Raw genomic sequence first — 22,094 nt, forward strand, 5'->3', positions numbered from 1 at the left:
AGCGGCAGCACCCGGGGTGCGGAAACTAGCCCTGGAAATTCTCCATCCAGACGTCTGTGCCCAGCTTGATGATCAGCGCACCGACCACCACCAGGAACACGATCCGGATGAATTTGCTGCCCTGCTTCACGGCCATGCGTGCACCGATGTAGCCCCCGGTCATATTGGCGATGCCCAGGATCAGGCCGATACCCCACAGCAGGGAGCCGTGCGGCAGGAAGAACGCCAGGGCGCCGATGTTGGTCGCCATGTTCACGATCTTGGCCTTGGCGCTGGCGGCCAGGAAGTTGTAGCCCAGCAGGGTCACCATCGCGATGATCAGGAAGGACCCGGTGCCGGGCCCGATCAGCCCGTCGTAGAAACCGATGGCGCCGCCGATGGCTCCGGCTGTCCAGTAGTGGCGGTTGCCGGTGTGGCGCAGCTTGGTCAGTTCGCCGACGGTGGGTTTGGTGGCGGTGAAGACAGCGACGACGATCAAGGCCACCACAATGATGGGCTTGAAGACCGATGCCGGCAGCGACGCCGCGAGGACCGCTCCCCCGAAGCTTGCGGCCAGTGCCACCCCGGCCATCGGCAGGGCGGTCTTCAGGTCCGGGTGCGCGCGCCGGTAGTAGGTGACGGCGCTGGTGGTGGTTCCGAAGATCGAGCCCATTTTGTTGGTGGCAAGGGCCTCGACGGGGGCGATTCCGGGCACGAGAAGAAGCGCCGGCAGCTGGAGCAGGCCGCCGCCGCCCACAACGGCGTCGACCCAGCCAGCTGCCAGGCCCGCCACCACAATCAAGGCGATGGTGGCGAGCGTTATCTCCTCGAGCCCGGAGACCAACCTGGCTGCTTAGGCCCGGGCAGCGCGGAGCACGTACTCCACGGCTTCGGCAACGGGCACATTCTCGGCAACGCCCGTGGCGCGGTCCTTGATTTCGACGACGCCGTCAGCGAGTCCGCGGCCGACCACCAGAATGGTGGGCACGCCGATCAGTTCGGCGTCGCCGAACTTCACGCCCGGGGAGACCTTGGGCCGGTCGTCATAGATGACTTCCAGTCCGGCGGCTTCAAGTTCTTCGGAAAGTGTGGCTGCGGCTTCGAAGATTTCCTCGCCCCGGCCGGTGGCTACAACGTGGACGTCTGCCGGCGCGACGGCGCGCGGCCAGATGATTCCCTTGTCATCGCGGTTGGATTCGGCCAGCGCTGCGACCGCGCGGGTGACACCCACACCGTAGGAACCCATGGTCACGGTCGCGAGCTTGCCGTTCTTATCCAGGACCTTCAGGCCCAGGGCTTCGGCGTACTTGCGGCCGAGCTGGAAGATGTGGCCCATTTCGATGCCGCGGGCGGCTTCCAGGGGGCCGGAGCCGTCCGGGGCTTCGTCGCCTTCGCGGACCTCAACGGCCTCGATGACACCGTCCCAGGTGAAGTCGCGGCCGGCAACCAGGCCGATCACGTGCTTGCCCGGCGCATTGGCGCCGGTGATCCAGCTGGTGCCGGAAACCACGCGCGGGTCAACCAGGTACAGCAGGCCGGTAGCAGCTTCGCTGCCGAGCACGGCGTCGTCCAGGCTCAGGCCCGGGCCAATGTAGCCCTTGACCAGGCCGGTGTGCTTCTTCAGGTCATCCTCGGTGGCGGCTTCGACGCCCAGTTCGCCGGAGATTTCCAGGTGGGAGCCGATGTTAGCTTCGATGCGCTTGAGGTCCACGGCCCGGTCGCCGGGAACGCCGACGACGACGATCTGCCGTTCGCCGGTGGGCAGCGAAACCGCGAGCACCACGTTCTTGAGGGTATCGGCGGCGGTCCATTCGCCGGCGGCCTTCGGGAAGCGTGCATTGACGTCGGCCACCAGGGTGTCGATGGTGGGGGTGTCGGGGGTGTCCACGACCTGGGCTGCAGGCGCGTCCGTGTAGTCGATGGCTGCCGGGGCCACGGTGGTGACCGCTTCGACGTTGGCCGCGTAACCGCCGGCGGAGCGCACGAAGGTGTCCTCGCCGACCGGGGTCGGGTGCAGGAATTCCTCGCTCTTGGAGCCGCCCATGGCACCGGAAACAGCGGAGACCACAACGACGTCGAGCCCCAGTCGCTCAAAGATGCGCAGGTAGGCGCCGCGGTGGGCCTGGTAGCTCGCTTCCAGGCCTTCGTCGTCGATGTCGAAGGAGTAGGAGTCCTTCATGATGAACTCGCGGCCGCGGAGCAGCCCGGCCCGCGGACGGGCTTCGTCGCGGTACTTGTTCTGGATCTGGAACAGGGAGACCGGCAGGTCCTTGTAGGAGCTGTACAGGTCCTTGACCAGGAGGGTGAACATTTCCTCATGGGTCGGGGCCAGCAGGTAGTCCGCGCCCTTGCGGTCCTGCAGGCGGAAGAGATTATCGCCATATTCAGTCCAGCGGTTGCTGGCTTCGTAGGGTTCGCGGGGAAGCAGCGCGGGGAAGTGGACTTCCTGGGCACCGATCGCTGCCATTTCTTCGCGGATGATGGTCTCAACCTTGCCCAGCACCCGCAGGCCCAGCGGGAGCCACGAGTAGATGCCCGGGGCAGCCCGGCGGATATAACCGGCACGGACCAGGAGGCGGTGGCTGGCGACGTCGGCGTCCGCCGGGTCTTCGCGCAGGGTGCGCAGGAAAAGAGTGGAAAGTCGAAGGACCACGCTGGGAATCCGTTTCTGCAGCCGTGCTGCACGCTAAGGAAGAAGTTCTCCCTACTAATCTAGCCGCTTGCCCCGGGGTTCCCGGACACGGCCTGCGTGTGGCGGATTCGGCGGTGGTTAGGGTCGGTGGCTGTGCAGGTATGGCGGCTTTTTCCCGCGGAAGGCCGCCATACCTGCACAGCGGGCAACGGGTGAGGGCCGTTAAGCCGCCATATGTGCCGTGTAGTTGGGCTGGCTTAGGAATCGCCCATGAGATCGGCGCGGGCGTGGAAGTCGGCAGCAGCTCCGTCATGGCTGCGGATCGCCTGCACAATGTCCTCGTGCGGCCGGCGGGTTCCGGGCTGCATGGAGCCTATGCGCCGGCGCAGGATACTGCGCCAAACCTCGTCGAGATCCGCGTACAAACTGATGAGCGAGGCGTTGTGGCTGGCGGCAACAATCGCCCGGTGGAATTGCGCATCAGCTTCCAGATAGTTTTCGAGGTCACCGTAGTCCCAGGCCTGATCGCGCTGGCCCAGCAGCACGTCGAGGCGCTCCAGATCGGCATCCGTGCGGCGCTGCGCCGCGAGCCGGGCGCCGCTCGCGGCAAGCTCACGCAGCAATTCGGTGACGTCATCCGTTGAATCCTGCGCAAACCGCCGCTGCATTACTCCCGCCAGTTCACTGGTGGCGATGACGTAGGTACCGGAACCCTGGCGAATATCCAGCAGTCCGTTGTTCGCCAGCGCGCGCACGGCTTCCCGCACTGTGTTCCGGGCAACGCCGAGCTGTTCGACAAGGGCTTGTTCGGTGGGTATGCGAAGCCCCACCGGCCAGTCGCCGCGCGTTATCCGGTGGCGGAACTGCTCAATGACCTGTTCAACCAAGGACTCACGGCGGGGCTGTGGCAGCAGGCCGGCGGGATCTGGGCGATTCATCCCATCATTATATGATCGGTGGAATGCGCAAGAATCCTCACCCTGCCCCATGGCTTCCAGCTGTCCTTTTGACGGGGATCCTGCTGGCTGCAGTAAACCTCAGGCCGGCCATTTCTTCGCTGGGGCCTTTGCTTGACAGCGTCATCGCGGACCTGCAACTGGGCGGTTTGACAGCGGGCCTGCTGACTGCGGCCCCTGCCGCCTGTTTTGCCCTGTTCGGATCCCTTGCGCCGAAACTCGCCCTGAAACGCGGCCCCGAGGTCATTGTGCTCGGTGCAATGCTGGCAATCGGCCTGGGACTGCTCCTGCGCTCGGCTGCGCCGAGCACCCCCGCCTTCCTGTTCTTCAGCGCTGTGGCCCTGAGCGGCATTGCCGTGGGCAATGTGCTGATGCCGGTGCTGGTCAAGCGCTGGTTCCCTGACCGCATCGGCAGGGTCACCGGACTCTATACGACGACGTTGTCCCTGGGGACAGCGGTTGTTGCGGCGGTGGCTGTTCCGGTCAATGAGGCGTTCGGCGGCAACTGGCGGTTCGGACTTGGCATCTGGGCTCTTCCCGCACTGGTGGCGGCCGGCGTCTGGGCCGCCGCGTACATGGGCGTGCGCAGATTGCGGCCCTCGACTCAGCCGGCCGGTCCGATGCCGACGGCGGTCCGCATGTCAGCGCGGGTCAATCCGTGGCAGAGTTCGACGTCGTGGTGGCTGGCCGTATTCTTTGGCCTGCAGGCCAGTGCTGCCTACATCTGCATGGGCTGGCTGGCAAAAATCTTCAGTGACAATGGGCTCAGTGACGCCACGGCCGGCTTGCTCCTGGCAATCGTTATGGGGGTTTCCATCCCGCTGGCCTTTGTTATCCCTAACCTGGCAGCGCGCCGTCCGAACCAAGGTCCCATCGTCATTGTGCTGGGCGTATGTGGCTTGCTGGGCCACATCGGACTGTGGATTTCCCCGGCCTCGGGGTCTTTTGTGTGGGCGGTGCTGCTGGGCATTTCTTCCTGCACGTTCTCCCTGGCCCTGACCATGATCGGCATCAAATCGCGCAGCAGCGTCGGCGTCATCAAACTTTCGGCATTTACGCAAAGCGTCGGATATCTGATCTCAATTCCCGGCCCTCTGATCGTTGGCATCCTGCATGAAATCACCGGAGGGTGGCAGGCCTCGATCGGCTTTATGACGGCACAGCTGCTGGTGCAGATTTTCGCGGGGTACATGGCGGGGCGCTCCGGGCCGATCGAGGGTCCGGTTCCGGGACCGCAGGCCAATCCGGTTCCACAGCGGCTGCAAGGCACCTAGAGCAGCTTTTCGCCCGGCGTCGCCAAGGCCGGGCCGGCAACCAAACCGGGGCCGGGCCTGCCGCTGCAGGTCCGGCCCCGCCCGTGACTGATAAGCCTTACATTTTCGCGAGTTCGGCCAGCGCGGCGTTGATTGTTTTCTCGGCCACATCAACGGCGGCCGCTGCATCTGCCGGATCGAACATGCTGACACTCAAGCTCACGGTGCCGGAGTGAGCCTGGACCTGTACGATTTCGGCCTTCCCTCCGGGTTGGGTGATCGTGGTCCTGAATGCCTGCGTGCTCGGCGCTTCTGTGGAGACTTCAAGGGCTTCCGCCGCACCGGAAATGGTCATTCCTTTGTTTTCCAGCTCGAACTCTGCACAGTCACTGGCCAACTGCTCACCGATCTCGGCCCGCTCATCCGGGACACTGGCGTCCTTGTAGCTCACCAGCAACAACGCGTCCGTGCCCTCCATTTCCATGGCCGCCGAATTTCCCGTTGTGATGGTCTCATCAAACAGGGAGGAGCCCAGAGTGGCGCACTGCGCGGGTGTGGCCGTGACCGACAAAAAGCCAGCCGCTTCGAGCATGGACCGCACGGAGGCGTCGTTATCGACAATCCCGCTGAATCCCATGGCTTTCTGGGCTGCGGTGAGCGCCGCTTCGAGCTCATCGGCCGTGTATTGATCCTGACCAACCGCCAGGGTAGGCGTGGGCGAGGACGAGGACTCCGCCGAACCGGAATCCGCGGCCTCACTCGAGCTGCCGCAGCCCGAGAGCGCAAAAACGCCGGCCACTAAAAGTGCACCGGTCTTCATGGACTTCTTCATTTCTTCCCCCAATTGTGTTCCACCCCGGTACTACCGGGGTCAGATGATGCTGATGTGGCGCCTGTCATAAAAGCAAGCACACTGGGCATCCTAGGAGGTGGGCTGGGTCATGAAGAAATCAGAACAGGATCGTGGCGAACGTTCCGACTTGGGTGAACCCCACGCTCTCGTAGGCTGCCCGGGCCGGAGCGTTGTAATGGTTCACGTAGAGGCTTGTCACGGGGGCCAGTTCCTGGGCAAAGTCCACCACGGCAGACATGTAGGCGGCGCTCAGGCCGCGTCCGCGGTAGGCAGGATTCATCCATACGCCCTGCACCTGGACGGCATTGCTGGAAACTGTTCCCAGCTCGGCCTTGAAGATCACCTGGCCGGAATCGTCGAATTCCACCAGCGAGTGGCCGTTCTTGATAAGCGAAAGCACCCGCTGGCGGTAATGCCGGCTCCCGCCGGACACCGGAGAGTAACCGACTTCTTCCTCGAACATGGCGGTGCAGGCCGGCAGCAGGAGGTCCAGGTCCTCCGGGCGGGATTTGCGCAGGCCGGGAGCTGGAGGCACCGCGGACGGACCGGTAATCTCCAGCAGGGGCTGGTCGCCGCGGACGTCGAAGGGACGCGGCGAGGCATGCCGGAGTTCGGACCACAGCGAGAGAACTGCTTCGGCAGGACCGAAGATGGAGGAGAATCGGCGCCCGGTCCGGGCCAGGTAGGCACCTATCTCGGGGCCGGTGTCGGCATCCACGCCCGTAGGCACCACGTTGACGCCGGCCCAGCAGGCAGCCGCCAGATCCTCGCCGTCGAAAACGCCAAGAATCTGGGCACCTGCCGAGGTGGGTGCGGCCGTGCCGGTGATTTCCAGGTGGGAGAGCAGGAAGGTGTTCGCCACCGGGTCGGAGGCGGCGAGCTCCGTTAAAGCCGCTGTGTCCGCGGCAGCCAGAATCCGCAGCGTGCCCGATTGGTGCCCACTGCGGATCTCCGGGCCGGCTTTAGCCGACTGTAACCATGGGGCCACCCGTGCCAGCATTTTCGCCATCGGCCTCCCCCATATCCTCCGCGATCCTCATCGCTTCTTCGATAAGGGTCTCTACAATCTGGTCTTCGGGAACGGTCTTGATGACTTCGCCCTTGACAAAAATCTGGCCCTTGCCGTTACCGGAGGCTACACCCAGATCGGCCTCGCGTGCTTCACCGGGACCATTGACGACGCAGCCCATGACGGCAACGCGCAGCGGAACCTCCATACCCTCCAGTCCGGCGGTGACCTGCTCGGCCAGGGTGTAGACATCCACCTGGGCGCGGCCGCAGGAGGGGCAGGAGACAATTTCCAGCTTCCGCGGGCGCAGGTTCAGCGACTGCAGGATCTGGTTGCCAACCTTGATTTCCTCCACCGGCGGAGCCGAGAGCGAGACGCGGATGGTGTCACCGATCCCCTTGGAGAGCAGCGCCCCGAAGGCAGTGGCGGACTTGATCGTCCCCTGGAAGGCGGGGCCGGCTTCGGTGACGCCCAGGTGCAGGGGCCAGTCGCCGCGTTCGGCGAGCAGCTCGTAAGCGCGGACCATCACAACCGGGTCATTGTGCTTCACGGAAATCTTGAAGTCATGGAAGTCATGCTCTTCGAACAAGGAGGCTTCCCAGACGGCAGATTCCACCAGGGCTTCCGGTGTGGCCTTGCCGTATTTCGCCATCAGGCGCGGGTCCAGCGAACCGGCGTTGACGCCGATGCGGATGGAAACGCCGGCGGCCTTGGCCTCGTTGGCGATCTGCTTGACCTGGTCATCGAACTTGCGGATGTTTCCGGGATTGACGCGCACGGCGGCGCAGCCGGCTTCGATCGCGGCATACACATACTTCGGCTGGAAGTGGATGTCCGCAATCACCGGGATCTGCGACTTCTTGGCGATGATCGGCAGCGCCGCAGCGTCGTCGGCACTGGGACACGCCACGCGGACAATGTCACAGCCCGACGCCGTCAGTTCGGCGATCTGCTGCAGCGTCGCGTTGATGTCGGTGGTCGGAGTGGTGGTCATCGACTGGACACTGATCGGGAAGTCCGACCCGACGCCGACGGAGCCCACCTTGATTTGGCGGGTCTTCCGCCTCGGAGCGAGGACGGGCGGCGGTGCTGCTGGCATTCCAAGGTTGACCGAGGTCAAAACTTCCTCCATGTGCCCGGGGGCAAATATGTGGTCTGTGAACGGTGCGGGGTAAGCGCACCGTTCCTATTATCCACCCGGCCGCGCTGCCCGCGCTGATGCAGGGTGGAATATCACTCTGGGCTTAGGACGCCAGGTGCGCGAAAGCTCCGGTAACAGGCTTCCACTCGGTGGTCTTCAGGCCGGAAATTCCGCCGCCCACAGCGAGGGGATCCTGCTTCAGCAGGCTGTTGAGATCTTCTTCATCCTCGGCCGTGAGGATCAGCAGGGCACCGGCACCATCGCTGAACGGTCCGCTGGCCAGGACCCGGCCTTCCTCCACCAGAGCGGCAAGCCACTCACGGTGCGCGGGGCGGTGCTGGTCCCGCAGGTGGGCTGATTCGGCGTCGTACACGTATTCCACGGCAAAGATACTCATGGATTCCACCCTAAGGTATCTCAGCCCTGCAGCAGCGCCGCCCGGACCGCTGCCGCAGCGCCCACGGCCCACAGCATGGAGGTCAGGGTGCCGATAATGAAGCGCTCGGCCGCTGCCGGGGTTTCCTTAAGCTCGGCATACCGGCCCAGCCCCTTGATGGCCACCACGTAGGCGATCGCCACGGGTTCATCGGCCAGGACGGCGGTGGCGACGGCCAGGCGCTCCAGGAACCCGATGACCAGCCCGCCGCGCAGGATCACCGGCGCTGCCGGCGCCGGCGGCCGCGCCGGCAGTGGCGGAAGCACTTGATGCTGCTCCTGCGCCACACCCCCGGCCAGCTCGTGCACCTGATCGGCAGCCGGATCGTACCGGGGGTCCCTGCCTGGACGGGCCGCCTCAACTGCCCGGGCGACTCGAAGGACGGCGGCCGTCACTGGCCATCCACCGAAGGCAGCAACTGCCAGCCCCAGCACAATCCATAAGACTTCCATGCAGCTGCTTTCCTCTACCGTCCGGCACCGGCCGGCCCGGATTCACCGGATCCGGAGACAATTCAGGGCGTTTCGCCGGCCAATACCCGTTCCACCCGCTCCAACAGGGCTGCCGCGGCGGGCCGGGCCGCCCATTCCTCATTCCAGCCGGCGCGCTGGACGGCGTTGCTGACCGCCTGGGAGCTGATGCCGAGCTTACGTGCTGCCGCTGTCTGCGCTCCCCATTTGAGGGGTTCGACGTGTTCCAGGATGCGCCACTCCGCTTCCGTGCGGTCGCGGACCAGCCGGGCGATCAGCACCAGGACGGCCTCGGCATCGGAGGCCGCAGCGGCGGCACCGGGTTCCGGCGCCGGCTCCACCACGGAGACGGCGAGGGGGGGCCGGTCTCCGGTTTTCTTTGCCCGCTCGACGGCGGTGCGCGCCGCGATGAACGCGTCTCCCCCGGCCTCCCGGGAGGACGCAGGGAAAGGAAGTTCCACGGCTCCCGCGCCGATCCCGACCGACCACCCCCCGAGGCGGAGGACCTGCAGGGCAGCATCAACCACCACCGCCGCAGAGGAAGCCGCGGCCTGCACTTCATCCCCCACGGTCCGTTCGAACGGCAGCTCAAGGTCCAGGCCGGCGAGGTGCCGAAGGAGTCCGGGGACCCGGTCCGGGGTTTTGCGGCTGTCCTTCTGATCAATCGTCATCACGAACATGGTGAAACCATATTCGTTTGCAAATTGAATTACAACCTAAATGGGCTTCAATCTAATTTGAAACCAGCGGGTTAGAAGAGGCTGACCGGCTTCACGATGTCGGCATAGATCAGCAGGGCACCCATACCCATCAGCAGCACGGCAACGGCGTAGGTCACCGGCAGCAGTTTCGCCATGTCGAAGGGCCCGGGGTCCGGGCGCTTGAAGAGTTTGGCGACCCGGCGCCGCAGCCCTTCCCACAGCGCGCCGGCCACATGACCGCCGTCGAGCGGGAGCAGCGGGATCAGGTTGAAGACGAACAGTGCCAGGTTCACGCTGCCCACCAGCCCGATCAGGGTAGCCACCCGGTTCTGGACCGGTGCTTCCTCCATTGAGGAGATCTCACCCGCGATCCGGCCCACACCAACAACGCTCATGGGACCGTTGGGGTCGCGCTCCTCCGAGGAGAACGCGGCCTGCGCAACGTCGGCCAGCCGCTGGGGCAGATTGATAACGACGCCGGCAATTCCCTGCAGGTTCTCCCCCACCATGGGCAGCACCTCGGTGGCGGGCTGACGCACAAGGGCGGTCTGCGAGCCGACGCCGATGAAGCCGACTTCCTGGGTGACCGGGTTGCCGCTCTCATCCAGGACCACCGTGCCGTCATCTTTGGTAACGGGACGTTCGGTGAGCAGCGGGGTAATGACGGCTTGAGCCTCCACGCCGCCGCGCTCATAGGTCACGGTGACGCTGCGGCCGGCCGCCGCACGGATCTGCTCCGAGAGCTCAGCCCAGCCTGCCACCGGCTGACCGTCAAAGCCCGTGATCGTGTCGCCGGGCAGCAGCCCCGCCTCGTGTGCCGGGGCCGCCGGGTCGGCATCAGTGCACTCTGCCTGTCCGGCTGCGGCCTGGCTGCCCGTCACCACGCACTCGCTGACCGAGGCCAGGGTGGTGGTGCTCTGGGCGGTGCCGAAGCCCATCAGCAGGACGGCAAAAAGGACGACGCCGATCAGCAGGTTCATGAACGGCCCGCCGAGCATGATGATGATCCGTTTCCACACCGGCAGCTTGTAGAAAACGCGGTCCTCATCCCCCGGTTCCAGCCGGTCGGATTCAGCCTGCCGGGCATCGACGGCCAGCTGCTGGAACATGCCGGTGCTGGAGCGCCGGACGCCGCCGTCTTCCGTTTCCTTATTGGGCGGGAACATCCCCACCATCGACACGTATCCGCCCAGCGGCAGCGCCTTGAAGCCGTACTCCGTCTCGCCGCGGCGCCGGGAGAAGACCGTGGGACCAAACCCGATCATGTACTGGGTGACACGCACCTTGAAAGCCTTGGCGGGCACGAGGTGGCCAACCTCATGCAGCGCGATCGACACCGCAATGCCGGCTGCGACGAACAGCACGCCCAGGATAAAGAGTAAAACGCTCAACGGACTTCCTTTGGATCAGAACGGACTTCGCTACCTGCCGCAGCGGGCGCGGGCGGCGGAGCGTGCCCATTTTTCAGCTGCCAGAACCGATTCCAGGGTCAGGGGGCCGGAGTCGGTGTGCTCCGACAGCACGGCGGAGATCGTATCAACTATGTCTGTGAATCCAATGAGTCCGTCATGGAAGGCATCCACGGCTTCCTCGTTTGCTGCGTTGTAGACGGCCATGCCGGTTCCGCCGGAAGCAGCTGCTTCCTTTGCCAGGCGAACTGCCGGGAAGGCATCCTCGTCGAGGGGTTCAAAGGTCCACTCCGCGGCCTTGGTCCAGTCGCAGGGCGCAGCGGCCCCCGCGACCCGGTGCGGCCAGCCCATCCCCAGGGCGATCGGCAGCCGCATGTCCGGCGGCGAGGCCTGCGCAATGGTGGAACCATCAATGAACTGCACCATGGAGTGCACCACTGACTGGGGGTGGACCACGACGTCGATCCGCTCCAGCGGAATGTCGAACAGCAGGTGCGCTTCGATCACCTCGAGGGCTTTGTTGACCATGCTTGCCGAGTTGGTGGTGATCATCCGGCCCATTTTCCAGGTGGGGTGGGCCAGCGCCTGATCGGGCGTGACGTCCGCCAGCTCCTCCCGCTTCCGTCCGCGGAAGGGCCCGCCGGAGGCGGTGACCACCAGACGGTCCACTTCCTCCGGGGCACCGGAGCGCAGCGCCTGGGCCAGGGCGGAGTGTTCGGAGTCCACCGGAACCAGCTGGCCGGGCTGCGCGGCCTGTTTGACCAGGGCCCCGCCGACGATCAGGGATTCCTTGTTGGCCAGGGCCAGCAGGTGCCCGGCGGCCAGCGCCGCGAGCGTCGGTTCCAGCCCGATCGATCCGGTCATGCCGTTGAGCACGACGTCGGCTTCCGGCCACGCGGCGACGGCGGTGGCGGCACCGGCACCCACGAAAAGTTCCGGATCATAGCCGGTGACCGATGCCTCCGCGGCGGCCTGTTCAATCGCCGCCTTCAGGGTGGGAAGGTCCACCGCGGCGCAGCCTACGGCGTCCGCCCGGGTGTGGACTGCCTGCCGGGCCAGCAGCTCCAGGTTGCCGCCTCCCGCGGCAACAGCCACGATGTCGAAGCGGTCGGGTGCGCCGTCGGCGACGTCGATGGCCTGGGTTCCGATCGAACCGGTCGATCCAAGCAGCACCACACGGCGGGGCACGGATTCAGGGCCGCCGGCATCTGCACCCCAGATCGGAGATGCTGCGGGGGCTCCCCCGAGGCGGGCTGGCGCGCCGGAGTTTTCTGCACGGAACTGGGAATCGGAGGCATCAGGATTCTGCATGGTCCAAGTATCCCGCACGCGGTCCGGCTCTACGCCTGGAGCTGCGGCTCACAAAGCGACGGGCAGCGCCGCGACGGCATCGGGAATAGACTCTGTTCCCGTCACCAGTTCCAGCACCTGGCCGCCGCCGCGCCTGCTGCTGACCAGCTCGGCGATCACGGCAGCCACATCCTGCCGGGGAATCGTGTTCTGCGGGACATCGACCGCCAGGTCCACCAGGCCAACGGGTTCACCGTTAGTCAGCATCCCGGGCCGCACAATGGTCCAGTCCAGGGCGTCGCGCGCCTCCAGGTCCTCTTCCGCTGCCAGTTTGGCCACGAGATAGGCATACATGGCGTCGGCGAGCCCTTCCGGGCGGTGTCCGCCGCGGACCGTGTCCGTCCCCATGGAGGAAATCTGGATCAGCCGCGCCACCCCGGCAAGCTCCGCCGCCTCCGCGAAAAGGACTGCTCCCCCGCGGTCCACGCTGTCCTTGCGCGCAATGCTGCTTCCCGGACCGGCTCCGGCCGCAAAAACGGCGAGGTCCGCCCCGGTGAGGACCTGCGTGACATCCTCCGTGGTGCTGTTCTCCAGGTCCAGGACAACCGGAGCCACCGAGTCCATCTCCAGGTCCGGCACCTGGTCGGGATTGCGGATCAGGCCCGCTACGTCATTGTCAGCGGCCACCAGAAGGCGCCCGAGTTCGCGTGCAATCTGCCCGTGGGCTCCAGCTATCACTATGCGCATAACGTATGTAACGGACGTCACACACTGAAGATTCCCGGTTTCGGAAACCCTGATATCCACCGCCTGAAGGCCAGGACCTTAGCTCACGATGCCCGCCCGGCGCAGGGTCTGTTCTGCCTGCCGGAGGAGCGGGCCGTCGATCATTTCGCCGCGGAAGCTGAAGACCCCGCCCTGCCCCCGGGCCGCCGCAAGCAGGTCGCGGGCATATGCCTTCTCCTCATCCGAGGGGGCGTAGGCGGCCCGTACGGCGGCAACCTGTCCCGGATGAATGCAGGCCTTCGCCGCGAAACCCGACGCGGCGCCGTCGCGCGCTTCCGCTTCCAGGCCGGCGGTGTCAGCAATGTTCCCGTAGATGGCGTCGATCGCGCCCTTACCGAAAGCTCCCGCTGCCAGCAGCACCGTGGAACGGGCGTGGACGGCGACCCCGCGGTAACTGCTCTGCGTAGTCCGGCTGGATTCACCGCCCAGGGAAGCCAGCAGGTCTTCGGCACCCCACATCAGTGCCGCAACGTTCTTGGCCTGGGCGATTTCCGGGGCGCGGATCACGCCGAGCGCGGTTTCCAGCAGTGCAATGACCTGGTAGTGACGCAGGGCGTGGGCAATTTCCCCGGGGTCCTCGGCTTTGGCCGCCATCACGTGGCGGTATCCGGTGACTGCGAGCGCTTCCAGATCGGCCCGGAAGGAGGTGCTGTGCACCGGGTTGACACGGACGATGGTGCGCTCCGGATCAAGGTCGGACGCGGCCAGGTTTTCGCGGGCCTTTTCCTTGTCCTCCGGCGCGACGGCGTCTTCCAGGTCCAGGATCACGGCATCGGCCCGCTCGGCGGCCTTGGCAAACCGGTCCGGCCGGTCCGCGGGGCAGAACAGCAGGGCGGGTCCCATGGGGAAGGTGGTCATTTCGGGGTGCTCCTTACGCGGCTTCGACTTCCAAGGCTTCTCCAACTTACCGGTGCCTGCACCCGGGAAGTTAGCGGTGGATCCGGTTCAGCGTGTGTTCCGGGATTGTTGGCCGCCGGATTCCGTCCACATCAGCGCTGTCCGGGTAAAGGTGGCCACCACCGTTCCATCCTGGTTGTGCCCGGTGTGCTCCAGGGTCACAATCCCCTGTCCCGGGCGGGAGCCGGACATCCGTTTGGCGGCCACCCGGGTCTGCGAGTACAGGGTGTCCCCGTGGAAGAGCGGGTAGGGAAAGACGACGTCCGTCAGTCCCAGCTGGGCCACGAGGGTGCCCTGGGTGAGCTGCCCCACGGATTGGCCGACCATCACGGCGAGAGTGAGCATCGAGTTCACCAGGCGCTGGCCGAAGGGCTGCCCGGCACTGTAGGCCGCGTCAAGGTGCAGGGGCTGGGAATTCATGGTCAGGGTGCTGAACAGGACGTTGTCCGCTTCGGTGAGGGTCCGGCCGGGCCGGTGCGCGTACACCGTTCCGGTTTCGAGTTCCTCGTACCAGAGGCCGCGCTGGAGAACCACGCGCTCCTCCCCTTCGGGCTGGGCTGCCGGACCGGGATCCCCTGCCTGCCGCGCCGGCTCAGACACCGAGAGCCACTTCCAGGGGCGCCCCGGTGGCGGCCACCACGTCCTCCACGGTGACTCCGGGTGCGGTTTCCAGCAGCACCAGCGACTCCGGTCCCACTTCAATCACGGCAAGGTCGGTGATGATCAGGTCCACGCAGCCCCGGCCGGTCAGCGGCAGGGAGCATTCGGAGACGATTTTCGGGGCGCCGCTGCGGTCCACGTGCTCCATCATGACGATCACGCGTTTGGCGCCAAAGACCAGGTCCATGGCCCCGCCCATCCCCTTGACCATTTTTCCCGGGACCATCCAGTTGGCGAGGTCCCCGTTGGCAGCAACCTCCATCGCGCCGAGCACGGCGACGTCCACGTGCCCGCCGCGGATCATGCCGAAGGACGCCGCGGAATCGAAGAAGGCCGCGCCCCGGTTGACGGTCACCGTTTCCTTTCCGGCGTTAATCAGGTCCGGGTCCAGTGCGGACTCCTCCGGATACGGGCCGACGCCAAGAATCCCGTTTTCGGAATGCAGCACCACTTCCACCCCCTCGGGGATGTAGTTGGGAATCAGCGTGGGCATGCCGATGCCCAGGTTCACGTACTGCCCGTTCCGAAGTTCCTGTGCCACCCGGGCTGCGAGTTCGTTGCGTGTCAGTGCCATTACAGGCCTTTCCCGGCCGCGCCGCGTGAAGTGTCTGCTGTACGGGGTGCCGAAACCGTCTTCTTCTCGATCCGTTTCTCCCCCGGTCCCGTGTGGACCACGCGCTGGACGAAGATGCCCGGCACGTGGATCTCTCCGGGATCCAGCTCGCCTGCTTCGACCAGTTCCTCCACCTCGGCGATCGTGACTTTGCCGGCCATCGCACAGAGCGGGTTGAAGTTCATGGCAGAGGCATGGAACACCAGGTTTCCGTGCCGGTCACCCTTCCAGGCATGAACCAGGGCAAAATCCGGGGTCAGGGACTCTTCCAGCACGTAGTCCCGGCCGTGGAAGGCGCGGACCTCCTTGGGTTCCGAGGCCAGCGCTACCCCGCCCTCGGCGTCGTACTTCTGCGGCAGTCCGCCTTCACTGACCTGGGTCCCGACGCCGGCGCTCGTGTAGAACGCCGGAATCCCGGCACCGCCGGCCCGCAGTTTCTCGGCCAGGGTCCCCTGCGGGGTGAGGACCACCTCCAGTTCGCCGGCCAGGTACTGCCGGGCGAATTCCTTGTTCTCACCCACGTAGGAGCTGACCGTGCGGCGGATCCGGTGATCGGCCAGCAGCAGGCCGAGCCCCCAGTCGTCCACGCCGCAGTTGTTGGACACCGTTTCCAGCCGGTCCGCGCCCTGGTCGTACAGGGCCTCAATCAGGGCCGCGGGAATGCCGCAGAGCCCGAATCCCCCCACGGCCAGGGACACGCCGCTGGGAATGTCGGCTACGGCCTCCGCCGGCGTCGCCACTGTCTTGTCAATCATGGAACCGTCCGTTCGTTAATCGCCGTTGACCAACTTCTCCGCTTCAGAGCCCCAACTCGCGGGCAATAAGCATCAACTGAACCTCGGAAGTGCCTTCGCCGATTTCGAGGATCTTCGAGTCGCGGTAATGCCGTGCCACCGGGAACTCGTTGATGAAACCGTAGCCGCCAAAGACCTGGGTGGCATCCCGTGCGTTGTCCATCGCGGCCTCTCCCGCGACCAGCTTAGCCATGGCCGCCTGCGACTTAAACGGTTTGCCGGCCAGCATCCGGGCCGCGGCGTCGTAGTAGGCAAGCCGGGCAGTGTGGGCCCGGGTCTGCATCCGCGCGATCTTGAAGGCGATCGACTGATTGCTCCCGATGGGTGCGCCGAAAGCGTGGCGTTCCGACGCGTAGCGCAGCGCCTCGTCCACGCAGCCCTGTGCGGCACCGGTGGCCAGCGCCGCGATTGCGATCCGGCCCTCGTCCAGGATCTGCAGGAAGTTGGCGAATCCGCGGCCCTCGGCTCCCAGCAGGTTCTCCTGCGGCACCCGCACATTCTCGAGGGTGAGGGGATGCGTGTCCGAGGCGTTCCAGCCCACCTTGTTGTACGCCTTCTCCACCGTGAAGCCGGGAGTTCCGGACGGGACGATGATCGTGGAGATCTGCTTGCGCACGGTTCCGTCCGGCCCTTCGGAGGTTCCGGTGACGGCGGTGACGGTGACCAGAGAGGTGATGTCCGTGCCGGAGTTGGTGATGAACTCCTTGCTGCCGTTGATCACCCACTCCCCGTCCTCGAGGCGGGCCGTGGTCTTGGTGCCGCCGGCGTCGGAGCCTGCCTCCCGTTCGGTGAGTCCGAAGCCTGCGAGCGCGGTGCCCTCAGCCAGCGCCGGCAGCCACTGCTGCTTTTGCTCCTCGGTGCCAAAGCGGTAGATCGGCATGGCGCCGAGGGAGACACCGGCTTCCAGGGTGATGGCCACGGACTGGTCCACCCGGGCCAGCTGTTCCAGGGCCAGGGCCAGGGCAAAGTAGTCGCCGCCCATACCGCCGTATTCTTCGGGGAACGGGAGGCCGAACAGGCCCATCTCCCCCATCTGCGCCACCACCTTGTAGGGGAAGCTGTGTTCCTCGTCGTGCCTGGCGGAAACCGGGGCAACCACCTCGTCGGCAAATTCCCGGACCGTGTCCGATAGAGCCTGGTGTTCCTCACTGAGTTCAAAGTCCGGCATGCCCTGCTCCTTCGGTTAGGTGTGCGGTTCCGCGGCCGGGTCCAGGCCCACCGGGGCTGGGGGCTGGGGTGGTGCAGCAGCGGGGGAAACCGTGGCCAGTACCTGCCCGGCTTTGACCAGGTCCCCGGGACGCAGGGTCATGGCCACGGTGCCGGCCACAGGCGCGGTGAGCTGATGTTCCATCTTCATGGCTTCCACGCTGAGCAGCGCCTGGCCTGCCTCAACGGTGTCCCCGTTCCCGACGGCGACGCTCACAACGGTGCCGGGCATCGGCGAGCGCAGGACGGGATCAGCGGCTCCTGCGGCCCGTTCGGCCGAAGCCAGGGACGCGCGCAGGCGTTCCCTGCGGTCCGGCAGCTCCAGGACCGCGGTAAAGCCGTTCCTGGAGGTCCAGAGCGCCTGACCGGGCCCGGACTGCGGGCCCGAGCCGGGGTTCGCTGCGGCACTGAACCGGAGGGAATGGACGACGCCGTCCAGCACCAGCCGTGCCCGGCTCCCGTCCACGTGCAGGGCGGCGCCGCGTGCCCCTGTCCCGTCGATGCGCACTTCCGCTGCGTCAGGGGTGCCGGTGAGCTCCACCGTGTGCAGGGTGCCGCCCGCGGTCACGGCGACAGTCAGCGGCCGTGCTCCGCCGATGCGCCAGCCATCGGCCCGCTGCCACGGAGAACCGGCTGGCTGCCCGTGGTTCTGCAGCGCAGCGAGCCGGAACAGGGCGGCGGCAGCCAGTTCGACGTCGTCCGGTGCCTGGAAGTGCAGGTCCGGAAGCCGGCGCTCGATCAGCGTGGTGTCCAGGTTCCCCGCTTGGACATCCGGATCGGCGAGCAGCAGCCGCAGGTATTCGATGTTGGTGCCGATGCCCAGGATCACCGTTTCGGCGAGCGCCGCGTCCAGCCGGGCCAGCGCCTGCCGCCGGTCCGGCCCCCAGGCGATGACCTTGGCCAGCATCGGGTCGTAGCTGGCGGACACCCGCTGGCCTTCGATCAGCCCGGAGTCGGTGCGCACCCCGTCCCCGGCAGCTTCGTGCAGGAGCTGCACCGTCCCGGCGGTGGGGAGGAATCCCTGGGCCGGGTCTTCGGCATACACGCGGGCTTCCACGGCGTGGCCGGTCAGCCGGACATCCTCCTGGGTCAAACCGAGCTGCTCTCCGGCGGCGATGCGGACCTGCCATTCGACCAGGTCGATACCGGTGACCATTTCGGTGACCGGGTGTTCCACCTGCAGCCGGGTGTTCATCTCCATAAAGAAGAACTCATCCGGGGTCTCTCCGGAGACCAGGAACTCCACGGTGCCAGCCCCGGTGTATTCCACCGAGCGGGCAGCCTCGCAGGCGGCCGCTCCGATCCGGCCGCGGGTGGCCTCATCGAGCAGGACCGACGGTGCTTCCTCAATGACCTTCTGGTGCCGCCGCTGCAGCGAACACTCGCGTTCGCCCAGATGGATCACGTTGCCGTGGGTGTCCGCGAGGACCTGCACCTCGATGTGGCGCGGGGTGGGCACCAGCCGTTCCAGGAAGAGGGTGTCATCGCCGAAGGCCGAGGCTGCTATCCGGCGGGCGGAGGCCAGGGCAGCCGGGAGCCCGCCGGGTGTGTTCACCGCCTGCATGCCCTTCCCGCCGCCGCCGGCCGAAGGTTTGATCAGCAGCGGATAGCCGACCCGCCCGGCGGCCGCGGTCAGGTCCGCGTCGGTGAGTCCGGGTTCGGCGACGCCGGGGATCACCGGGACGCCGTAGCCGGCCACATGGTTCTTGGACCGGATTTTGTCCCCCATGAGCTCCAGCGCTTTCACACCGGGACCGATGAAGGTAATCCCGTTCTCCTGCAGCAGGCGGGCAAAAGCGGAATTTTCGCTCAGGAAGCCGTAGCCCGGGTGCACGGCCTGCGCGCCGGAGAGCCGGCAGGCGGCCAGCACGGCGCCGGCGTCAAGGTAGCTCCGCCGCGGATCGGCCGGACCCAGCCGGATGGCTGTGTCAGCTTCGCGCACGTGCCGGGCATCGGCGTCGTCGTCGCTGTAGACGGCAACGGTCCGCAGCCCCAGCCGCTTCAGCGTGCGGAGAATGCGGCAGGCGATTTCGCCGCGGTTGGCCACCAATACGGTTTCGAAAGTCACGGGGTCACATCCGGAAGAGGCCGAAGGAGGTTGCGGGCAGCGGAGCATTGGCGCAGACGTCCAGGGCCAGGCCCAGGACGGTGCGGGTGTCCTGCGGGTCGATGATCCCGTCGTCCCAGAGCCGTGCCGTGGAGTAGTAGGGGCTGCCCTGGGCCTCATAGTCCTTCCGGATCGGTTCGCGGAAGGCTTCCTCCTCCTCCGCGCTCCATTCCCCGCCCCGGGATTCCACTGAGTCCCGGCGCACCGTCGCCAGCACGGCGGAGGCCTGGTTTCCGCCCATCACGGAGATCCGGGCGGCCGGCCACATCCACAGGAACCGCGGCGAGTAGGCCCGTCCACACATCGAATAGTTCCCCGCACCGAAGGACCCGCCGACCACCACCGTCAGTTTCGGAACCCGGCAGGTAGCGACGGCGGTGACCATCTTGGCGCCGTGGCGGGCGATTCCCCCGGCCTCGTAGTCCCGGCCGACCATAAAGCCGGAGATGTTCTGCAGGAAGATCAGCGGGATGCCGCGCTGGTCGCAGAGTTCGATGAAGTGTGCGCCTTTCTGCGCGGATTCGCTGAACAGGACTCCGTTGTTCGCGACGATTCCCACCCGGTGCCCGTGCAGCCGGGCGAAGCCGGTCACCAGGGTGGTTCCGAATTCCTTTTTGAACTCGTGGAATTCGCTGCCGTCCGTGAGGCGGGCGATGATCTCCCGCACGTCGTAGGGGGTTTGCAGGTCAGCGGGCACGGCGCCGTAGAGGCCTGCCGGATCGACGGCGGGCTCCACCGAGGGCTCCGGGTTCCAGGCCCGTTCCGGGGCCGGGAAGGTCTCAGCGATGTTGCGCACGATTTCCAGGGCGTGGGCGTCGTTTTCGGCCAGATGGTCCGTCACCCCTGAAATCCGGGAGTGCAGTTCCCCGCCGCCGAGCTCCTCCGCGGTGACGACTTCCCCGATCGCGGCCTTCACCAGGGGCGGACCGCCCAGGAAAATGGTGCCCTGATTCCGGACGATGACGGTTTCATCACTCATGGCCGGGACATAGGCACCGCCTGCGGTGCAGGAACCCAGGACGGCGGCGATCTGCGGGATTTTCGCGGCGGACATGCGGGCCTGGTTGTAGAAGATCCGGCCGAAGTGCTCCCGGTCCGGGAACACCTCGTCCTGCAGGGGCAGGAAGGCGCCGCCGGAATCCACCAGGTAAATACACGGCAGCCGGTTCTCCAGTGCAATTTCCTGCGCCCGAAGGTGCTTTTTTACCGTCAGCGGGTAGTAGGTTCCGCCTTTGACCGTGGCGTCGTTGGACAGCACCATCACGTGCCTGCCGTGGACCAGCCCGATTCCGGCGATCAGCCCTGCGCCCGGGCATTCGTCCCCGTACATGCCGTTGGCTGCCAGCGGTGCGATCTCCAGGAACGGGCTGCCGTCGTCGAGCAGCATTTCCACCCGTTCCCGGGGAAGCAGTTTCCCCCGCCCGGTGTGACGTTCACGCGACCGGGCCGGACCACCCTGGGCGGTTTCGGCGAGCAGTTTGCGCAGTTCCCCGGCGAGGATCCGCTGGGCCGAATCATTGGCTGCGTAGGACGCCGAGGCGGCATCCACACCGGTAACAAGGGTCTCCATCGACTTCCTTTGGTTTCACCGCGTGGGAACCTGCGTCAGTGCCGACGCCGGTTAATGACCACTAACCCAAATTAGGTTAGTGGCTATTAACTGACCTGTCCACCACAATGGAGGAGTTGCCCATACAGGACCGCGGAAAGGCAGGCATGGAAGTCACCAAGACCACCCCGCGCACCACAACCGGCCGCAGCGCGGCCAAGGCGTCGCGCCGTGCCGCCATGCTCGACGCCGCTGCGTCGCTGTTCGCGGAGCGCGGCTACAACGGTGTCTCAATCGAAGAACTCGGCGCGGCCGCCGGGGTCAGCGGACCGGCCGTGTACCGCCACTTCAGCGGTAAGCCGGCGGTGCTGGCCGCCCTGCTGATCGGCGTGAGCAAGGATCTGCTGGAGGGCGGGACCGCCGTCGTCGCCGAATCGGGCACAGCCGAGGACGCCCTGACCGGACTGATCGAATTCCAGGTGGACTTCGCTCTGCGCCAGTCCAACGTGATCCGGGTCCAGGACCGGGACCTGGCCAGCCTGCCGGAAGAGGACGAGCGCACGGTCCGCCAGCTCCAGCGCCAGTACATCGAGGTGTGGGTGGACGCCATTTCCGCTCTGCACCCCGACTCCGGCCTGCCGCTGCTTCGCCACCGCGCCCAGGCCGTGTTCGGCCTGATCAACTCCACATCCCACACCCTGACCAGCAAAACCACCGCCAGGGAGACAGTGCGGCTCCGTGCCCTGCTGGAACGAATGGCGTGGGCGGCACTGAATGCCTAGTACGCTGGACAAAACACCCCGAGCAGAAAGACCTGCCGTGATTGAGCTTCGTGCCGTTGTTCCAGCCGATCTGGATGAATTCTTCAACCATCAGCTGGACCCGGGCGCCAACCATATGGCCGCCTTCGCCGCCAAAAATCCGTCAGACCGGGGCGTCTTCGACCTCCACTGGCAGCAAATCCTCAGCGATCCTTCGATTACCGTCCGCACCATCGTGGCCGACGGCGACGTAGTGGGATCCATCCTGGCCTACCGCGAGGGCGACGTCCCGGAGATCAGCTACTGGATCGACCGCTCCCGCTGGGGACAGGGCATTACGACGGCGGCCGTGGGCCTCTTCCTCGAAGAATTCCCTGAGCGTCCGGTCCGGGCACGCGCCGTCGCAGACAACGTCAGCTCCATCCGCATCCTGGAACGCTACGGTTTCAAGATGATCGGCGAGGAGCGCAGCTTTGCCAACGCCCGCGGTGCCGTGGTCCGGGAACTGGAACTCGAGCTGGCCTAGGCCTGCCGGAAGCACTGCGGACAAGGCCCGTTCCCACGGTTAGCGTGGGAACGGGCCTTCCGCTTT

At 66.1% G+C, this 22,094-nt stretch carries 22 protein-coding genes; 3 read left to right on the forward strand and 19 right to left on the reverse strand.

What is annotated here, in order from left to right:
* Positions 1-25: 25 nt before the first annotated feature.
* From H9638_RS03820 to H9638_RS03830, 3 genes are all read right to left on the reverse strand, one after another.
* On the reverse strand, positions 26-823 hold the full coding sequence (locus H9638_RS03820; protein WP_191745897.1) for a sulfite exporter TauE/SafE family protein: 798 nt from the start codon (positions 821-823) through the stop codon (positions 26-28).
* A gap of 9 nt (positions 824-832) precedes the next feature.
* Entirely contained in the window at positions 833-2,632 is a 1,800-nt protein-coding gene (locus H9638_RS03825; RefSeq protein WP_191745898.1) for a proline--tRNA ligase, read from the reverse strand.
* Positions 2,633-2,868: 236 nt separating this feature from the next.
* The gene (locus tag H9638_RS03830) at positions 2,869-3,549 is read right to left on the reverse strand and encodes a FadR/GntR family transcriptional regulator (RefSeq protein ID WP_191745899.1); all 681 of its coding nucleotides are present in this window, start codon (positions 3,547-3,549) and stop codon (positions 2,869-2,871) included.
* A gap of 23 nt (positions 3,550-3,572) precedes the next feature.
* Here H9638_RS03830 and H9638_RS03835 point away from each other — a divergent pair, with 23 nt between their 5' ends.
* Positions 3,573-4,841 (forward strand): CynX/NimT family MFS transporter, encoded by a 1,269-nt coding sequence (locus H9638_RS03835; protein WP_225216989.1) that lies wholly within the window; start codon positions 3,573-3,575, stop codon positions 4,839-4,841.
* Positions 4,842-4,938: 97 nt separating this feature from the next.
* Here H9638_RS03835 and H9638_RS03840 read toward each other — a convergent pair whose 3' ends face one another.
* The 16 genes from H9638_RS03840 to H9638_RS03915 form a co-directional block, all read right to left on the reverse strand.
* Positions 4,939-5,652, reverse strand: coding sequence for a hypothetical protein (locus tag H9638_RS03840; protein WP_191745901.1), 714 nt, complete (start codon positions 5,650-5,652; stop codon positions 4,939-4,941).
* Positions 5,653-5,770: 118 nt separating this feature from the next.
* Positions 5,771-6,661 (reverse strand): GNAT family N-acetyltransferase, encoded by an 891-nt coding sequence (locus H9638_RS03845; protein WP_318241772.1) that lies wholly within the window; start codon positions 6,659-6,661, stop codon positions 5,771-5,773.
* Positions 6,636-7,802, reverse strand: coding sequence for a flavodoxin-dependent (E)-4-hydroxy-3-methylbut-2-enyl-diphosphate synthase (gene ispG, locus H9638_RS03850; RefSeq protein WP_191745902.1), 1,167 nt, complete (start codon positions 7,800-7,802; stop codon positions 6,636-6,638). The genes H9638_RS03845 and ispG overlap by 26 nt, the downstream gene beginning before the upstream one ends.
* Positions 7,803-7,926: 124 nt before the next feature.
* A complete protein-coding gene (locus tag H9638_RS03855) occupies positions 7,927-8,220 on the reverse strand; it encodes a YciI family protein (RefSeq protein ID WP_191745903.1) in 294 nt (97 codons plus the stop codon).
* Between the two features lie 20 nt (positions 8,221-8,240).
* Positions 8,241-8,711 (reverse strand): hypothetical protein, encoded by a 471-nt coding sequence (locus H9638_RS03860; RefSeq protein WP_191745904.1) that lies wholly within the window; start codon positions 8,709-8,711, stop codon positions 8,241-8,243.
* A 62-nt stretch (positions 8,712-8,773) separates the two neighbouring features.
* The gene (locus tag H9638_RS03865) at positions 8,774-9,400 is read right to left on the reverse strand and encodes a MarR family transcriptional regulator (RefSeq protein ID WP_318241773.1); all 627 of its coding nucleotides are present in this window, start codon (positions 9,398-9,400) and stop codon (positions 8,774-8,776) included.
* A gap of 80 nt (positions 9,401-9,480) precedes the next feature.
* Positions 9,481-10,821, reverse strand: a complete 1,341-nt coding sequence (locus H9638_RS03870) for a M50 family metallopeptidase (RefSeq protein WP_191745906.1) — start codon at positions 10,819-10,821, stop codon at positions 9,481-9,483.
* Positions 10,822-10,851: 30 nt separating this feature from the next.
* Positions 10,852-12,150 (reverse strand): 1-deoxy-D-xylulose-5-phosphate reductoisomerase, encoded by a 1,299-nt coding sequence (gene dxr, locus H9638_RS03875; RefSeq protein ID WP_191745907.1) that lies wholly within the window; start codon positions 12,148-12,150, stop codon positions 10,852-10,854.
* 48 nt (positions 12,151-12,198) lie between these two features.
* Complete coding sequence (locus tag H9638_RS03880; protein ID WP_191745908.1) at positions 12,199-12,876, reverse strand: NAD(P)-binding oxidoreductase; 678 nt, start codon at positions 12,874-12,876, stop codon at positions 12,199-12,201.
* 78 nt (positions 12,877-12,954) lie between these two features.
* Entirely contained in the window at positions 12,955-13,773 is an 819-nt protein-coding gene (locus tag H9638_RS03885; RefSeq protein ID WP_191745909.1) for an HpcH/HpaI aldolase/citrate lyase family protein, read from the reverse strand.
* An 87-nt stretch (positions 13,774-13,860) separates the two neighbouring features.
* Positions 13,861-14,412, reverse strand: coding sequence for a MaoC family dehydratase (locus tag H9638_RS03890; protein ID WP_191745910.1), 552 nt, complete (start codon positions 14,410-14,412; stop codon positions 13,861-13,863).
* Positions 14,405-15,046, reverse strand: coding sequence for a CoA transferase subunit B (locus tag H9638_RS03895; RefSeq protein WP_191745911.1), 642 nt, complete (start codon positions 15,044-15,046; stop codon positions 14,405-14,407). Before H9638_RS03895 ends, H9638_RS03890 begins: the two co-directional genes overlap by 8 nt.
* Positions 15,046-15,840: a CoA transferase subunit A gene (locus H9638_RS03900; RefSeq protein WP_191745912.1), complete on the reverse strand. Its 795-nt coding sequence runs from the start codon at positions 15,838-15,840 to the stop codon at positions 15,046-15,048. Before H9638_RS03900 ends, H9638_RS03895 begins: the two co-directional genes overlap by 1 nt.
* Positions 15,841-15,883: 43 nt before the next feature.
* Positions 15,884-17,047: an acyl-CoA dehydrogenase family protein gene (locus H9638_RS03905; protein ID WP_191745913.1), complete on the reverse strand. Its 1,164-nt coding sequence runs from the start codon at positions 17,045-17,047 to the stop codon at positions 15,884-15,886.
* Positions 17,048-17,062: 15 nt separating this feature from the next.
* Complete coding sequence (locus H9638_RS03910; protein WP_191745914.1) at positions 17,063-19,201, reverse strand: acetyl/propionyl/methylcrotonyl-CoA carboxylase subunit alpha; 2,139 nt, start codon at positions 19,199-19,201, stop codon at positions 17,063-17,065.
* Entirely contained in the window at positions 19,158-20,762 is a 1,605-nt protein-coding gene (locus H9638_RS03915) for a carboxyl transferase domain-containing protein (protein ID WP_191745915.1), read from the reverse strand. The genes H9638_RS03910 and H9638_RS03915 overlap by 44 nt, the downstream gene beginning before the upstream one ends.
* Before the next feature lie 146 nt (positions 20,763-20,908).
* Here H9638_RS03915 and H9638_RS03920 point away from each other — a divergent pair, with 146 nt between their 5' ends.
* Together H9638_RS03920 and H9638_RS03925 are read left to right on the forward strand one after the other, a co-directional pair.
* A complete protein-coding gene (locus tag H9638_RS03920; RefSeq protein ID WP_191746326.1) occupies positions 20,909-21,523 on the forward strand; it encodes a TetR/AcrR family transcriptional regulator in 615 nt (204 codons plus the stop codon).
* A 37-nt stretch (positions 21,524-21,560) separates the two neighbouring features.
* On the forward strand, positions 21,561-22,028 hold the full coding sequence (locus H9638_RS03925; protein WP_151724061.1) for a GNAT family N-acetyltransferase: 468 nt from the start codon (positions 21,561-21,563) through the stop codon (positions 22,026-22,028).
* The last annotated feature ends 66 nt before the right edge of the window (positions 22,029-22,094 follow it).

The sequence above is a fragment of the Arthrobacter pullicola genome, assembly GCF_014836875.1.
In the GTDB taxonomy this organism is placed as follows: domain Bacteria; phylum Actinomycetota; class Actinomycetes; order Actinomycetales; family Micrococcaceae; genus Arthrobacter_B; species Arthrobacter_B pullicola.